General features: G+C 57.7%; 10 protein-coding genes. 1 reads left to right on the forward strand and 9 read right to left on the reverse strand.

Annotation, left to right across the window (positions count from 1 at the left end):
* Positions 1-2 precede the first annotated feature (2 nt).
* The 6 genes from AAE514_RS10430 to gltB form a co-directional block, all read right to left on the reverse strand.
* Complete coding sequence (locus AAE514_RS10430; RefSeq protein ID WP_347331536.1) at positions 3-1,130, reverse strand: lipase family protein; 1,128 nt, start codon at positions 1,128-1,130, stop codon at positions 3-5.
* A gap of 23 nt (positions 1,131-1,153) precedes the next feature.
* Entirely contained in the window at positions 1,154-1,621 is a 468-nt protein-coding gene (locus tag AAE514_RS10435; protein WP_347331477.1) for a DUF6795 domain-containing protein, read from the reverse strand.
* 280 nt (positions 1,622-1,901) lie between these two features.
* Positions 1,902-3,272 carry a cyclic di-GMP phosphodiesterase gene (locus AAE514_RS10440; protein WP_347331478.1) on the reverse strand — a complete coding sequence of 457 codons (1,371 nt, stop codon included), beginning with the start codon at positions 3,270-3,272 and terminating at the stop codon, positions 1,902-1,904.
* A gap of 197 nt (positions 3,273-3,469) precedes the next feature.
* Positions 3,470-4,534 (reverse strand): uroporphyrinogen decarboxylase, encoded by a 1,065-nt coding sequence (gene hemE / locus AAE514_RS10445; protein ID WP_347331479.1) that lies wholly within the window; start codon positions 4,532-4,534, stop codon positions 3,470-3,472.
* Positions 4,535-4,639: 105 nt separating this feature from the next.
* Complete coding sequence (locus AAE514_RS10450; RefSeq protein ID WP_347331480.1) at positions 4,640-6,058, reverse strand: FAD-dependent oxidoreductase; 1,419 nt, start codon at positions 6,056-6,058, stop codon at positions 4,640-4,642.
* 96 nt (positions 6,059-6,154) lie between these two features.
* Positions 6,155-10,609: a glutamate synthase large subunit gene (gene gltB / locus AAE514_RS10455; protein ID WP_347331481.1), complete on the reverse strand. Its 4,455-nt coding sequence runs from the start codon at positions 10,607-10,609 to the stop codon at positions 6,155-6,157.
* A gap of 486 nt (positions 10,610-11,095) precedes the next feature.
* Between gltB and AAE514_RS10460 the strand changes: the two genes are divergently transcribed.
* Entirely contained in the window at positions 11,096-13,048 is a 1,953-nt protein-coding gene (locus tag AAE514_RS10460) for a hypothetical protein (RefSeq protein WP_347331482.1), read from the forward strand.
* A gap of 281 nt (positions 13,049-13,329) precedes the next feature.
* On the opposite strand, the gene AAE514_RS10465 is transcribed toward AAE514_RS10460, so the two are convergent.
* The 3 genes from AAE514_RS10465 to aroK all read right to left on the reverse strand — a co-directional run bounded on the left by AAE514_RS10465 (position 13,330) and on the right by aroK (position 16,620).
* Positions 13,330-14,895, reverse strand: a complete 1,566-nt coding sequence (locus AAE514_RS10465) for an AAA family ATPase (protein ID WP_347331483.1) — start codon at positions 14,893-14,895, stop codon at positions 13,330-13,332.
* Positions 14,896-14,929: 34 nt separating this feature from the next.
* On the reverse strand, positions 14,930-16,036 hold the full coding sequence (gene aroB, locus AAE514_RS10470) for a 3-dehydroquinate synthase (RefSeq protein WP_347331484.1): 1,107 nt from the start codon (positions 16,034-16,036) through the stop codon (positions 14,930-14,932).
* Positions 16,037-16,107: 71 nt separating this feature from the next.
* Complete coding sequence (gene aroK / locus AAE514_RS10475) at positions 16,108-16,620, reverse strand: shikimate kinase AroK (RefSeq protein WP_347331485.1); 513 nt, start codon at positions 16,618-16,620, stop codon at positions 16,108-16,110.
* Positions 16,621-16,623 lie beyond the last annotated feature (3 nt).

Consider the following 16,623-nt stretch of genomic DNA (forward strand, 5'->3'; position numbering starts at 1 on the left):
CGCTATTGCGGGTCTCGGCCGGCCTGCCGCACCATGTTCGCCACTCGCTCGTAGAGCCGGGTGAACACCAAACGGATAAAGGCAACGGTCAAACTCGTGCCTTCCTTCACCACTATACCCACCATAGAGGCCATTTTCCGAACAAGGTAATACACCCAGCGGCTTAACTCCGCCGACACTTCCACCGCTTTTGCCAAAAAGATGGCCAACCGGTCCAACAGCGTTAACGTAGTGGCGGCCGCCCCCACCAGCACAACACCGGTGGCGTGTAACACCTTTTTGATAACGTAGAGCAGCGCAGCGTTAACGAGTTCAAGACTGTTCGCGGTGAAAGCTACCACACCTTCGGACTCAAGCCATTGCTCAACCGTACTGTCAAGGTATGTTTTCGGGCGATTGTTTTGAATCGTGCTCCACGAGCCGGCCTTTTTGGCGGATTCAGCGTAGTGTCTCATTCTATGGTACTCCCACGGGATCGCGCCCATCGGAGAGTGGATCAAGTAATCCGTACCGCCCGTAGGCGCATGGAAAAACGGCCAAGTCGGCACCATCGGAACCGGGTCGGTTTTATGATAGACCCGATATATGTTCTGTGCGAGCAAGCGAGTGGTGCTCGTCTTGGCGAACATTTCCAACCCCACCCTCGGGCTACCAAAGGTGTAGAGCTTTACCCGCAGCGACGCATTGTTCTTCCGCACCCAATCCGCCGCCAATGCTGCCAACGCCCCTCCCAGACTGTGGCCGACACAATGAACGGTGTGGACCGCCTGCAACCGGCTGACAAACTGGCGCAACTCCATAAGGGTTGAGTCAAAGGCGTAATAAAACCCTTGGTGAATGGGGGAACCTGTATGAGAGGTTTTAATCCCCGTATTGAGGTCGGTAACAGTATCATACAAGTCGGTTGTGCCAGTGTAGAGAATGAATGCTTGACCTTTATACTCTCCTTGCCCCAATGTCAGCATGGCCATGGCCTTTGACTTCTTTACAATAAACAGGCCACCCGTTGTGCCACTCACGACATTTTTAGCATCCAGAACCAATGACTTTCCAAATTTGGCTCTAATGAGCTGCATTCCGGCTGAGTCCTTTATAAAATATACCCACCTCGCTAACCCAGAAGAAAACACCGGATCCAACTCTATATCACTCATCATTCAATTCCTTTTTTACACATTGTCAGCAGCAAAGATCCATACTTTTCTATCAATACTTTTTCCCTACTAAGCTCACAGGACAAAGCAATGGGCTCTCCCCCATATTCCGAATTTTCCTTCCCGTCATCTTTGGCATTAATCCAAAATTCCGTTTCTTCGCCATTTATCCAAACTGACATTTTTTGACTAATTGCAATCTCTGCAGGAAGATATTGGCTGATCGACCGCTCATAAACTGAGGGCAGGCTGAAATAGCCATTTTCATCTGTTACAGTTTCGTCCGACCTCTTCTTTTTCCAATGCCACTCTCGAGTAACCTTCACATTCTTTAACGGCTTTCCATTCAGACTCAACTTCGCCTGAACAGCGGAAAACACACAGACTTTGCCAGCATCAAACATGGACATAGCGAGAGCTCCCTGGCTGAAAGTTAGCAGTAACGCTATTACAAAAGAAAGTTTCATAGAGTCCTCTGTTCCATGAGTGATGTCCCCGGAAGAAGGTGGTGGGGTAAAAAGGGGAATGCAGAAAAGCGGGCTTATCCTTATCCATTTGAAAAGTAACCTGTCCGGTGTTAGTAAAGTTCGCCACAAGGTATTTTAGTCTACTTATAAACGGGCGCAGAACAAGAGAAAGGGGCTACTCGGAAACGTACTTTTCTGTTTTTGTGAACTGGGTCAACCCAAAGACATTGCACTTACGTACAGCATGCTTCATGGATTTCGGAAAAGGACGCACAAGCGATCAGGGCTGGAACTTTTCCAACAGTGCCATCAACCCGGACTTTTCTTTCTTCATGATGTAGTTGTCGCGCACGGCAATGACATCCACATCCACGGTGCCGGGCTCCAGGTCCCGGGCGATTTCGATTTTTTCCACTTCGGCGGGTGTCTTTTTGCCGGAATCAATCAAGGCTTGCTTGCGCTTTTCATCTTCCGCCAGGTCCAGCAACCGGGGCGAGCGCAGAGGTGATTTAACCTCATCCAGAACCAGCATCACTTTGGGTTTTAGGCGACGCTCAAAGTTCTGCTCAACCACCACGCCGACCTCCCCGGTGTTTAACTCCACCAAGGTCCCAGTCGGATACAGGCCAATGGCCCGGATGAACTCCACCACCAGCTCTTCCTGAAACTGTGTGTTGCGCAGCTCGTACAACTTACTGACGGCTTTGGAGGGCGCTATGGGCTGGCGAGCGCCCCGCGGGTTGGTGGTATTATCGTAAAAGGTAACAATGCCGGCGATCTTCCCGAGCAACGGGATTTTGTCGCCCTGCAAATGCAGCGGATAACCGCTCCCGTTCAGGCGTTCGCAGTGCGTTTTCACCACGCTAATCACACGCGGCTCCACGCCGGGAGTTTTGCGCAGAATTTCGACCCCTCTCTCCACGAAGGTTTCGAACTCGTGCTCCTCTTCGGGCGAGCGTTTTGCTTTGGTTAACAGACCTTGGTCGAGCTTGACCTTGCCCACGTCCTTGAGCAGAACGCCCATGGCAAGCACGTCCAAGTCTCGCTTGGGCAGTCCGATGTGACGCCCAAAAAGAATGGCCCAGACCGAGCAACGAATGGCGTGGCTGTAAGTGTATTCGTCCTTCTCCTGCACCCGGGATAACCAAGTAAAGGCATCCGGGCTGCGCAGCACACTGTCCACCATGTCACTGGCCAAGCGCTTGGTCTCGACAATGGGGACCCGGTGCAGCTCGTTGCTGCCCAGGTAGTCCAAGACCTCGCCCACGGTTTGATACACGGTTTGGTGAAGCTGACGCGCCCGCTTGATTTCCTTCTTCAGCGGCTGAACCGGTGGGTACTGGTTACGCTGGATACGCAGGGGGGCGACTTTGATGTTGGCCGGTTTTTGGGCGTTCTCCCGGGCGCTGATACGGCTACGCAGGCTTTCGGCGTGGAGCGTTTTTAAGTTGGTGGATACTGGGGGGCGACCTTTGATTACGTCAATATAGACGTGCTTGCACAGACTTTTGAGCTGCTTGATTTCGTCCAGATCCCGAACGTAGAAGCCTTGCAAGGGAAACGGGGTCTGCGTCCACGGGCGATCCAACCCGGAGACATACATGCCCACCGTCACTTCGTTGACGTCAAGTTTAACTTGTTTGATTCCCACAGTGAATCCTCAGCTGCCGGCGCGGCGGCGCAACTCCATCTACGGCGCCAGTTTAGACAATAATCGAGCCGGATACCACCGATAGTGGGGCAAGGGATTAGTAGGAGTCAAGCCCCTGTCGGGAAGTCTGACACCCGCAGACTGGGCGCCGTGCCCGTCGTCTCCTCCGGCTTACCGGCCAGCGAAAGGTCTGGACCTTACTGATGATAGGGCGCTGACAGTTCATGAACGGCGCGAATAAAGGCCCCGGCATGTTCCGGGTCCACTTCGGGTGTAATCCCGTGACCGAGATTGAACACATGACCCGGCCCCGTCCCATAGGCGGCGAGGATCTCGGCGACCTCAGCCCGAATGCGATCCGGGCTGGCATAGAGGATGGTCGGGTCCATGTTGCCCTGCAATGCCACTTTGTGGCCCACTCGTGCCCGAGCTTGGCCAATATCGGTGGTCCAGTCCAGCCCCAGACCGTCGGCCCCGGTCTCTGCCATGGCTTCCAGCCACTGGCCACCACCTTTGGTAAAGAGAATCACCGGCACCTTACGGCCGTCGTGCTCGCGAATCAGGCCATCGACGATTTTTTGCAGGTAACGCAATGAAAAGTCGTGATAGGCGTTGTGGGACAAGGCCCCACCCCAGGTGTCGAAAATCTGGACCGCCTGGGCCCCGGCGCGAATCTGCCCGTTCAAGTAGGCAATAACCGACTGCGCCAGGGTATCGAGCAGTTGGTGCATCAGCTCGGGCTGGTTGTACAGCATCTGCTTGGCGCGGCGGAAATCGCGGCTGGAGCCACCTTCGATCATGTAGGTGGCGAGCGTCCAGGGGCTGCCGGAAAAGCCGATCAGGGGCACCCGCCCGTTCAGCTCCCGGCGAATGGTTTTGACCGCATCCAGCACATAAGGCAAGTCGGCCTCGGGGTCGGTCACCTTCAGCGCGTTGATGTCCGCTTCGGTGCGCAGGGGCTTCTGGAATTTAGGGCCTTCACCCGGCTCAAAGTAGAGCCCCAACCCCATGGCGTCGGGTATGGTGAGAATATCGGAAAACAAAATGGCCGCATCCAGCGGATAGCGCTCCAACGGCTGAAGCGTAACCTCGCAGGCCATGTCCGGGTTGCCACACAGGCCCATGAAGTTGCCGGCCCGCTCGCGCGAGGCGCGGTACTCGGGCAGATAACGACCGGCCTGGCGCATCATCCATACGGGAGTGACGTCCACCGGCTCGCGAGCCAAGGCACGCAGGAGGCGGTCGTTTTTCAGTTCGCTCATAATCAGATCCGGTGCGGTTGCAGGAGTGTGGGCATCGGCGGGAGGCCTGTGGCGGCCCCGCCCTACTGGATAGGGCGGAGTCTAACGGAAAACGGGGTTCGCCGCTTAAACCTCGAGAAAGTCCATAATACCGTCCGCCGCTTCGCGCCCTTCCCAAATGGCCGTCACCACCAAGTCGGAGCCACGAACCATATCGCCACCGGCAAAGACTTTCGGATTTGACGTCTGAAACTTGTATTCCTGGGCTTCCGGCGCTTCCACGCCCCCCCAGTCCGATACGTTGATATTGTGCTTGTCAAACCAGGGTGCGGGGCTCGGGCGGAAACCGAAGGCAATCAACACCACATCCGCCGGCAGCACTTCTTCGCTGCCCGGAACCGGCTCGGGGCGGCGGCGACCGTTTTCATCGGGTTCACCCAGCTCCGTGCTAACCACCTTGACCCCTTCGACCTTGTCTTCCCCGACAATGGCCACCGGCTGGCGGTTAAACAGGAACTGCACACCTTCTTCCTTCGCGTTGGCCACTTCACGGCGCGAGCCGGGCATATTCTCTTCATCTCGCCGGTAGGCGCAAGTGACGCTCTCCGCCCCCTGGCGAATGGAGGTGCGATTACAATCCATGGCGGTATCACCACCACCGAGCACTACAACCCGCTTGCCCTTAACACTGATGTATTCACTCGGGTCTTTTTCAAACCCCAGGTTCCGGTTGACGCTGGCGACCAGGAACGGCAGGGCGTCGTGTACGCCCGGCAGGTCCTCGCCCGGGAAGCCGCCCTTCATGTAAGTGTAGGTTCCCATGCCCATAAAGACCGCATCGTATTCGTCCATGATTTCTTCGATGCTGATGTCCTTGCCGACTTCGGTGTTGAGCCGGAACTCCATACCCATTTCGGTAAAAATTTCCCGACGACGGGTCATCACGCTTTTTTCCAACTTGAACTCGGGAATGCCGAAGGTCAGCAGGCCGCCAATTTCCGGGTAGCGATCGAATACCACCGGCTTGACCCCATTGCGCACCAGCACGTCCGCGCAGCCCAGACCGGCGGGCCCGGCGCCGATGATGGCGACCTTTTTGTCGGTCCAGGCCACCTTGGACATATCGGGCTTCCACCCCATGGCGAAGGCGGTGTCGGTAATGTACTTCTCGGCGTTGCCGATGGTGACCGCACCGAAGCCATCGTTCAGGGTACAGGCGCCTTCACACAGACGGTCCTGGGGGCAAACACGACCACAGACTTCGGGCAGGGAGTTAGTTTGGTGGCTCAACTCCGCCGCTTCAAAGACATTGCCTTCGGAGATCAGCTTCAGCCAGTTCGGGATAAAGTTGTGAACCGGGCACTTCCACTCACAGTAGGGGTTGCCGCAGTGCAGACAACGGTGTGACTGGGTGGCCGCCTGCTCTTGATCGAAAGGCTCGTAGATTTCCACAAACTCATTCTTGCGCACTTCCATGTCTTTTTTCGCCGGGTCCTGGCGGCCCACATCAATAAACTGGAAGATGTTGTTCAAACGTTCGGCCATAATCGCTGCCTCAGCTAATCGGTTGGGGCCTGAGTTCAGTCGCCAGGCCCTCCTTCGTTCTAGTGTCTGCGTGCGCCCTGAAGGCGTACGTGCCGCTTACTCGCCGCGCTTTTTCATTTCGTCGAGCAAGCTGGACAGGTTCGCTGCCTTGGGTTTCACCAGCCAGAACCTACCCACGTAGTCATCGAAATTATCGAGCAAGTGCTGACCCCAGTCGCTTTCGGTTTCCCGTGCAAACTCGGTAATCACCCCACGAAGGTGATTGCGGTGAGCTTCGAGTGACTCGCCGTCAACCCGGTGTATGTCCACCAACTCATGGTTGTAGCGGTCCACAAAGCTGTTGTCTTCATCCAACACGTAAGCGAAGCCGCCGGTCATGCCCGCGCCAAAGTTGACACCGGTACGGCCCAGCACGGCCACCATGCCGCCGGTCATATATTCGCAGCAGTGATCGCCGGCGCCTTCCACCACAACGTGGGCGCCGGAGTTGCGCACGCCGCAACGCTCGCCTGCTTGGCCGGCCGCGAACAGCTTACCTCCGGTGGCCCCGTAAAGGCAGGTGTTGCCCATGATGCTGGTGTTCTGAGACTTGAAGCTGGAGTTGCGCGGCGGACGCAACACCACCTTGCCCCCGGCCATGCCTTTACCGACGTAGTCATTGGCATCGCCTTCGAGGTACATATACAGGCCGCCGGCGTTCCAGACGCCGAAACTCTGGCCGGCCACCCCGGTCAACTTCAGGGTGATCGGCTTGTCCGCCATGCCCTGGTTACCGTGACGCTTGGCGATTTCACCGCTGATGCGCGCCCCGATGGAACGGTCGCAGTTGGTCACGGTAAAGCTGAACTCGCCACCGGTTTTGTTTTCGACGGCCGAAACCACTTCCTTCACCATCGCTTCAGCCAGTTCACCTTTGTCGAACGGCTCGTTGCGGCTCACCCCACACTGCTGGGGTTTGGTTTTGAGGAAGTCGTCGGTGTGGGTAATCCGGCTCAAATCCAGACGCTTCTGCTTGCTGGTCTGCCCTTCAATGGCTTCCAGCAAGTCCACGCGCCCGACCAGCTCGGAGAGGCTGCGCATGCCCAACCGGGCGAGCCACTCCCGGGTTTCCTCGGCCACAAATTTGAAGAAGTTCATCGCCATGTCGACAGTGCCGATGTAGTGGTCCCGGCGCAGGTCATCGCGCTGAGTGGCCACACCGGTGGCGCAGTTGTTCAGATGACAAATTCGCAGGTATTTACAGCCCATGGCCACCATCGGGCCGGTACCGAAGCCGAAGCTCTCGGCGCCGAGCATCGCGGCCTTGACCACATCCAGACCGGTTTTAAGGCCGCCGTCGGTTTGCACCCGCACCTTATCGCGCAGGTCGTTGGCACGCAGCATTTGATGCGTTTCCGACAGCCCCAGCTCCCAGGGCGAGCCGGCGTAACGAATGGAGGTCAGCGGGCTGGCGGCGGTGCCGCCGTCGTAACCGGAGATGGTAATCAGGTCCGCGTAGGCTTTGGCCACACCGGCGGCAATGGTGCCCACGCCGGGGCGTGAAACCAGCTTCACGGAAACCAGTGCATCCGGGTTGACCTGTTTGAGGTCGAAAATCAGCTGCGCCAGATCTTCGATTGAGTAGATGTCGTGATGCGGCGGCGGGGAGATCAAAGTAACGCCGGGCACGGAGTAACGCAGTCGAGCAATTAGCTCGTTGACCTTCCCTCCCGGCAACTGGCCGCCCTCACCGGGCTTGGCGCCCTGGGCGACTTTGATCTGCAGCACTTCGGCATTCACCAGATAATGGGGAGTGACCCCGAACCGGCCGGAAGCGATCTGCTTGATCTTGGACACCCGGTTGGTGCCGAAACGGGCCGGGTCTTCACCGCCCTCGCCGCTGTTGGAGCGACCGCCCAGGCGGTTCATGGCTTCGGCCAGGCACTCGTGGGCTTCCGGAGACAATGCCCCCAGAGACATGCCGGCGGAGTCAAAGCGCTTGATAATGTCTTCCACCGGCTCCACATCACTCAGTGAAATGGGCTCGGCATCGCCTTCTTTGACTTTCAACAGGTCCCGCAGCGTGGCGACCGGGCGCTCGTTCACGAGGCCGGAGTAATCCCGCCAGAGGGCGTACTCGCCGGTTTGCACGGCGCGCTGCAGGGTCTGAATCACATCCGGGTTGAAGGCGTGATATTCCTGACCGTGCACGTATTTGAGAATACCGCCCTGGACCAGGGGCTTGCGGGGCAGCCACGCGGTCTTGGCAATAATCTTCTGGTCCGCTTCCAGATCCTCAAAGCCAGCCCCTTGAATTCGAGACTGGGTACCGGTAAAGCAAGTGTCCACCACCTCGTCCGCCAATCCCACGGCCTCAAATAGCTGGGCGCCACGATAAGAGGTAATAGTGGAAATCCCCATTTTGGAGAGGATTTTCAGCAGGCCTTTATCGACGCCCTTGCGATAACCCTTGTACGCCTGGTCGGTGTCCAGCTGTAGTTCGCCGGTATCCATCAGGTTGTTGAGCACAAAGTAACTCAGGTAGGGGTAGACGGCGGTGGCGCCGTAGCCGATCAGGGTAGCGACTTGGTGAGAATCCCGGGCGGTACCGGTCTCAACAATAATGTTGGCATCGCAGCGCAACCCCACTTTAGTCAGATAGTGGTGCACCGCGCCGGTCGCCAGCAGCGCGTGAATCGGCAACTGGCCTTTTTCCAGGTTGTTGTCACTCAGTACCAACAGTACCTTGCCCGCTTTCACGCGTTCGGCGGCGTCTTCACACAACTTGGCGATCGCCTGCTTGAGGCTGTACTGCTCGGGGTCGTAGTTGAGGGAAAGTATTGTGGATTCGTAGCCCGGGCGAGACACATCCAGCAGCGCGCGGAACTTGGCCGGGGAGAGAACCGGGGAGCGCAGAATCACGCGGTCGGCGTGCTCTTCGGTCTCTTCATAAACGGACAGCTCGCGCCCGAGGCAGGTCTCCAGCGACATGACGATCGCTTCGCGCAAGGGGTCGATGGCCGGGTTGGTCACCTGAGCGAACTGCTGACGGAAGTAGTCGTACAGCGGGCGCTGCTTGGCGGACAGCACCGCCATCGGCGTATCGTCACCCATGGACCCGACCGCTTCCTGGCCGCCTTCGGCCAAGGGGCGCAGCACCTGGTCACGCTCTTCAAAGGTGACCTGGTACATCTTCATAAACGCTTTGAGCTGGACTTCATCCAGCCCGTTCTCGGCCACGTCTTCTTCCAGAGTGGACTCAATGCGCAACGCCTTGGCTTTCAGCCACTTCTGGTACGGCTGACGCCCCTTGAGCAGTTCGTCGATATCTTTGGTGTGGTACAGCTTACCGGTTTCGGTATCCACCGAGAGGATCTGACCGGGGCCCAAACGCCCCTTGGCCACGACGTCTTCGGGCTTGTAGTTGTACACACCCACTTCCGAAGCCACGGTGATAATGTCATCTTTGGTGATGACCCAACGCGAGGGGCGCAGACCGTTTCGGTCCAGCGTACAGACCGCATAGCGGCCATCGGTAATCACCAGGCCCGCCGGGCCGTCCCACGGCTCAACGTGCATGGAGTTGTATTCGTAAAAGGCGCGCAGTTGCGGGTCCATGTGCTCGACATTCTGCCAGGCCGGCGGTATCAGCATACGGACCGCCCGGTGCAGTTCCATGCCCCCGGTAATCAGCACTTCCAGCATGTTATCCAGGCTGGAGGAGTCGGAGCCTTCGCGGTTGACCAAGGGATCGACCCGCTCAAGGTCCGGCAACAGCGGCGTGCTGAACTTGGAGGTGCGCGCCTGGGCCCAGTTGCGGTTGCCCATGACGGTATTGATTTCACCGTTGTGGGCCAGCATGCGGAATGGCTGGGCCAGCGGCCATTGGGGCAAGGTGTTAGTGGAAAAGCGCTGGTGGAATACGCAGATGGCGGTTTCCAGGCGCTCGTCCGCCAAATCGCCGAAGAAGCGCGGCAGGTCCACCGGCATCATCAGGCCTTTATAGGAAATAACACTGGCGCTGAAGCTGGCGATGTAGAAGCTCTCGTCATCGACCAGACGCTTTTCGGCCATGCGACGCACCAAAAACAAGCGCGCGCTAAACTCTTCTTTGCTTAAGTCGCCATCATTATTGATAAACAGATGGTTAAAGCGCGGCAGAGATTCCAGGGCGATTGGGCCAAGGCAACTGCTGTCCACCGGCACATCACGCCAACCTGCGGGGGTCAGCTCCTGAGCTCGCAGCTCCTCTTCAACGATATCGCGCGCCTTCTGCGCTTCGGCATCGTCGGTGCTCAGCATGATGGAACCCACACCGTACACATCGGTCAATTCCGCGCCGCAGGCCTCTTTGGCCACCTCACGCAGGAAGCCATCGGGTTTCTGCAGCAACAGCCCGCATCCATCCCCGGTTTTCCCGTCGGCGGCAATACCCCCGCGGTGCGTCATGCAGGTCAGGGATTCAATGGCGGTTTCCAACAGGCGATGACTGGCCTTCCCCTTCAAGTGGGCAATCAAGCCAAATCCGCAGTTGTCTTTAAACTCATCTAACCTGTAGAGGCCCGTGGTCATACGCTGTCTCTCTCGATACCGATAGAACCCGGAGTGTGACACAGCTCACATTCCAGACAAAAAAGCCCCTGCATAAAGGGGCCGGGCAAATGGGCGCAGCATATTACCCGCAACTTGCCACAAAGGCAAGACGAACGGGTCGCTTTGCGCCGAACTAGCCGGCAAAAATCCGCTATTTACACGCTAAATGCTGAGATATGCTGCTATTTTCCAGCAAACACCTGCTTCTAAAGATGGGCTTCCGATGAGCCGCCCGGGCGATTGCCCGAGCGGTTTGCTCCCCTTGCACCGAATAGTCATTCTCGGCCGGCCCGACCGACGCACCAACGGGAACACAACTTCAACGTACCACAATCTCCAGAAAATACCTATAATCCGCCGAAAGGCCCGGAATCCGGGGCCAACGTGCTTTATTCCGACGCCAATTTGAGCTAAGTTAGACACATATTTAACCATCATAAAGAAACGGCACCTCAGGAAGACACAATGTATAAACCAGATTTTCGGCCCCTTCCCCTAAAAACCCTCGCCGCATTGCTTCTCGGCCTGACTCTTACCGCCTGCGGCGGAGGGGACGGCGGCTCGCGGCTGGACAATATCAATGACGGCAATATCGGCGGCGAAAACGGAGGCGGAGGAGACGATGGCCCCGCGGGTGAAAATGAGCCAGCGCAACTCGGCCACGGCAGTGCCGAAGACTTTGTCGCCGGCGAGATCGAAGTGGGAATCGGAGACGCCGCATTAGCCCCCGGAGGCAGTACCACTCTAACGGTAACCATGGTGAACGGCGCAGGGGAGCTGGTTACTAGCGCAGTTGATGTATCTTTCAACTCTGACTGTATCGCCTCTGGCCGGTCAGTGTTGACTCAGGCAGGGGAAGAGATTGAGAGCACTGTCACCACCAACAACGGTCGGGCAGAGGTTACCTATACGTCAAACGGCTGTACCGGCGTTGACGACATTGTGGCACGAGCCACCTACGAGGGTCTTAGTGCGGGTAGCGCTCGAGCCAGCATCGAAGTGTTGGGGGACGCGGTACAGACTATTGAGTTCTTGTCTGCGGAGCCGAGCCTGATCAGCTTGAAAGGTACGGGAGGCCGTGAGACATCCAAAGTTACTTTCCGCGTCGTGGGCAGCACAGGCAGCCCCATGAGAGACGTTGACGTAGCCTTCCAGCTTCGTCCTGGAGGCACTGGCGGCTTAGCCTTGGTGAACAGCGAAGACACGAGCAATAGCAATGGGGAAGTTACCACCACTGTCCAAGCCGGCACCGTTGCGACAAGCGTGAGCGTAACCGCCACCACAACGACAGACAACGGCGACATCTCTACTCAATCCAGCGAACTTGTTGTGTCAACCGGCATTCCTGACCAGAACAGCATGAGTATCGCCGCTGACAACCTTTACCCCGTCAGCTGGAAGGCTGGAGGCGGTTTTTACTTGGGCACCGAAAGCAACATTACGGTTAGGCTGGCAGACGCCTTCAACAACACGGCGCCGGACGGAACCACAGTAACGTTTACAACGAGCGGCGGGGCAATTCAGTCCAGCTGTACCATGAGCGACGGCACTTGCTCCGTTCGATGGAATAGCCAGCATCCGTTCCCCGAGGCGATAGGTGACTTCATTCTTGACGAGGGAGCCTTGACCGTTACCTGCCCGAGTGATGAAAACTGCCGAGATGGTCGCGTTAAGGTGCTTGCCACAGCAATCGGCAATGAATCATTTGTGGACCGAAACAACAACGGTCGTTACGAAGCCGGCACGGACGTCTTCCTCAGCGAAAGTCCTACGGGAGAGTGCGAGCGCAACCGCCCCAAGTCCTACGCGGACAACCCTTCTACAGGCTGTGACGATTTGGGGACGGCCTATTTGGACAAGAACTTTAATGGCGTCTATGACCCTGAGCAGTCGGCTGGCGAAGAGATTGTTACCACCGGGGCTGACGAGGGAAGCGATGGCTCAACCTACCAACCTGGCGATGGCATCTACAATGGCATTTTATGCAGCGATGCCTCACTCGCCAGCGGCGACTGCACCAAAGACCCTGTCACGATCCGTGACGAAGTCACTTTGATTATGACCTGCGATACGCCATATGTGATGGGAGATTCCGGCCTTCCCGGGCAGCCCGATGGCGTTAATGTTTCTCCCGGAGGCGCCATCAGCTTCGACATGTTATTGATTGATTGCAACGGTAACGGAATGGCTCCTGGGACCGTAGTGGAAGTCAACACCGACAACCTGGAAGATGGCGATGCAAACGTATTCCCGGATGGCGAACTGGCGGGATCCCCAACCGGTCACACCATCACGGTCACCATTAAAGGCACCAGCGATGACAAACTCCCTACCGGTTCAGTAAGACTGAGTGTCATTTCTCCTATTCCAGGCGGAGAGAAAACGACGTATCTAGGAAAATCCATTAGCGTCAATTAACTGCGGTCTTGCAGTAGAGTGCAGTGCCCTTGATGCTATTTCTAAGTACGTGCTAAATAATAAATGGGGCTTTTTAAGCCCCATTTATTATTTCTGAGCCAGAAGCTCCAACGCCTCAACCTGCGAGCGGCGGCGGACAAACAAAACTCCGCTCCGCCACAGCTCTCTAGAAAAACATTGTTGCTTTAGTCTTTCCTAACACCACAAGCCCAAACTAACCTCCTCGCTGATAAGCCCCACCGAGAACTTAATGGAGGTTCAGCAACGCATACCTGCAAGACCTACTCAGCGAGGTCCCTCAACGTTTCAATTTCGGCCTGGATATCCTCTACTGGACGCGGCCAGGGGCCAGCGCTACGCTGGGCCTCGGGCAGCTGACTGACCGCTTCACGGGCAGCATCCGAGCTACTGTAGCGACCAGTCACGACGACGAACCAAGGCTTGCCCTGGCGGCGGCTTTCAAAGCTCAGTAGTTGAGTGCGGTTGGGCTGCTCAGACAAATAACGCTCTACCGACTCCCGTGAACTGGCACCAAGTAGCTGCAGTGTGTAGTCCGAGGGCTGCCAGGAAAGAATAACCTGCTCGTCCTCGGGGATCTCAGGCAGTTTTGAGGCCTTCGGGGCCGAGGCGGTGGATGAGGCCGCGGAAGAGGATTGGGCGAGAGCGCTCTGCCGAGTCGGTGTCGCCTCCTCGGCCGTTCCGCCTTCTGCCGGCACAGAGGCTTTAGCCGAACTCGCTGAAGAGGCGCTCATGGCGCCGTCGGGTTGTACCTCGGGGGAGCCCGACGATCGCAATGGAGCCTCGGGGGGAGGGGGAATTAAGTTACCCTCTTCCTCGGCCAACCTCGCTTGCTCATCAGCCCTCGCAGCTCCAGGGGGATGGTCACCGGCAGGCAGGGTGACCGGCTGGCTATCTCTAGGCGCCGCCAGGGTCTCGCGCTCTGGCTCATCGTCAGAGCCGCTGCTGTAGATAAATACCATCAACAGTACCCCGAGCAGTACGGCCACCACCACGATATGCACCACCGGCAGCGACGACCGCTCGCCGGATTTACTCTGCTGTTGTTGCGGCGTCACGGATTCCAACAGCCACTGTCGCGCCTGGGTATGAAGCCGGGGCAGTCGCCCTTCAGCGCGCCGCCACCAGGCTTCGACCCGTTCCTCCGTAAATACTTCCGGGCCCATGTAGCCCGACATTTCCATACGGAAATTAAGATAATCCGTGGCTTCCTCAAGGTTGAAGGGGGGCAGGTCAAAGTCGTGAATCAACACGTCATGCATATTGAATTGATCGAGCCGTGTCACCATTTCGGGCTCAGCGAACAGCACGATATGCAGCCGGCGACCGCTCTTATCCTGCCCCTGAAGCAGACTGATCAACGCCCCGAGGGTTTTCTCATCCAAATGGTGAGCGTCATCGATAACGGTAAGCGCAAGCCGGTCTTCCTCGTCGGCGACCTGGGCAAAGTGCCGAAGCGCCGCCAATAAACGCCCAATCGAGGGTTCGCCGTCCAGCGGCAATGAGAATTGGCGCGCCATTTGCCCGAGCACGTCGGCAGCCTCAACACCCGGCTCAGCGTTGAGAAGGCAGATTTCATCATCCGCCTCAAAGCTGTTCGCCAACTCCAGCGCGGCGCGGCTTTTACCCACCCCGGGCTTGCCCAGAACGGCGAGAAAACTGGCGCTGAACTGACACAGGTGCTGAAGTTGCTCGAGAAGCGCCCCACGACCAGCGCCGCCAAAAAAGGCGAATTCCGGGTCGTCCTGAAAGGGGTCCCTTGTCAGACCGTAATACTGCCGGTAGTCGGCTAGAGCGCTGTCCGAGGCTTCAGTGTCGGCACTGTGCATGATGGTACTACTCCCCGGGGTTTAATGGTGGCGATCAAGCGCCCGGCGGCGCGTCCCGCTCATCCGCCCGACAGGCGGCAAAGGTTTCCTGTAACAAGTCCTGCTCAATATCGCTGGTAATCAGTGCCTCACCCAGTTGACTGAGCAAGACCAACCGAAGCCGTCCGTCCACCACTTTTTTGTCCACGCCCATTAAGCGCAGGAAGTCCTCCGGGCTCATATTAGCCGGCGCCTTCACCGGCAAATGGGCCCGCTCCAATAGCCGGATAATGCGTTTGAGTTCGTCCTCGCTGATGGCACCACGACGCCATGAAAGGTCCGCCGCCATGACCATACCGGCCGCGACCGCTTCGCCATGAAGCCAGACGCCATAGCCCTGGGCGGTCTCAATGGCATGACCAAAGGTGTGGCCGAGGTTCAGGATGGCCCGCAAGCCGCCCTCTCGCTCGTCCCGGGCCACGACCTTTGCCTTGTTCTCGCAGGACCGCTTAACGGCATAGGCCAGGGTTTTCGGGTCCTTGGCCAGGAGCTCCGGCATATTGGACTCCAACCACTGGAAAAATTCCTTATCGGCAATCAGGCCGTACTTCACCACCTCCGCAATACCGGCGGACAGTTCCCGGGCGGGCAGGGATTCGAGGACGGACATGTCAGCGATCACAGCCTTGGGCTGATAGAAAGCCCCGATCATGTTCTTCCCCAGGCGATGATTGACACCCGTCTTCCCTCCCACCGAGGAGTCGACCATGGACAGCAGTGTGGTGGGCGCCTGAAGGAAGTCAACACCCCGCTGGTAGCAAGCGGCGGCAAAGCCGGCCATATCGCCCACGACCCCGCCCCCGAGCGCCAGTACCGTGGTGGTGCGGTTGTGTCGCGCCTCCAGCAGACCGTCAAACACTTGGTTCAGGGTTTCCAGGTTCTTAAAGGCTTCGCCGTCCGGTAGAACGGTGGTATCCACTTGGTAGGCTTCGAGGCGCTTGATCAGCTCCGGCAAGTACAGCGGAGCAATCGTCTCGTTTGTGACAATGTAAACTTGCTTGGCTCGCAGGTGGCGGACCAACAACTCTGCGTTTTCCAGAAGCTGTTCACCAATGTAAATGGGGTAGCTGCGATCGGCGAGATCAACGGTCAGGGTCTGCATAGTTCACACGGCATCTGAGTGGTAAGAACAAACCCATATCTTAGCATACCGCCCGCGTTCGGGGCGGCAACTCAGGCGCGGTGCAGGCGCTCGGCAATATCCCGAGCGACGGCCTTGGGGGGGCGTCGGTCCGTGCTTACCACCCAGTCGGCCACCTCACGATAGAGAGGGTCGCGCTGGTTTAGCAAGTCAATAATTTTTTGGCGGGGGTTGTCGACCTGCAGCAGAGGCCGCTTTTTGTCCTTGGCGGTACGCTCCACCAGCTGTTCAAGGGAGGCGGTCAAGTAGCAGACTCGACCCGAGCGGTGCATCACTTCGCCATTGATCGGCCGCAGTATGATGCCCCCGCCAGTGGCGATGACCGCCGCGGGCTCTTCGGCAAGCTCTGCCAGAACCGCCGACTCGCGATCGCGAAAGCCGGCCTCGCCCTCAACGTCAAAAATCCACGGGATATCCGCGCCAGTGCGTTCTTCAATCACACGGTCACTGTCGTAGAAAGGCACCTTCAACTCGGCCGCCAAAAGGCGGCCGATGGTCGATTTGCCGGCTCCCATGGGGCCGACCAGAAATACATTTTTATCCATGGC

This window comes from Marinimicrobium locisalis, assembly GCF_039822625.1.
GTDB classification, from domain to species: domain Bacteria; phylum Pseudomonadota; class Gammaproteobacteria; order Pseudomonadales; family Cellvibrionaceae; genus Marinimicrobium; species Marinimicrobium locisalis.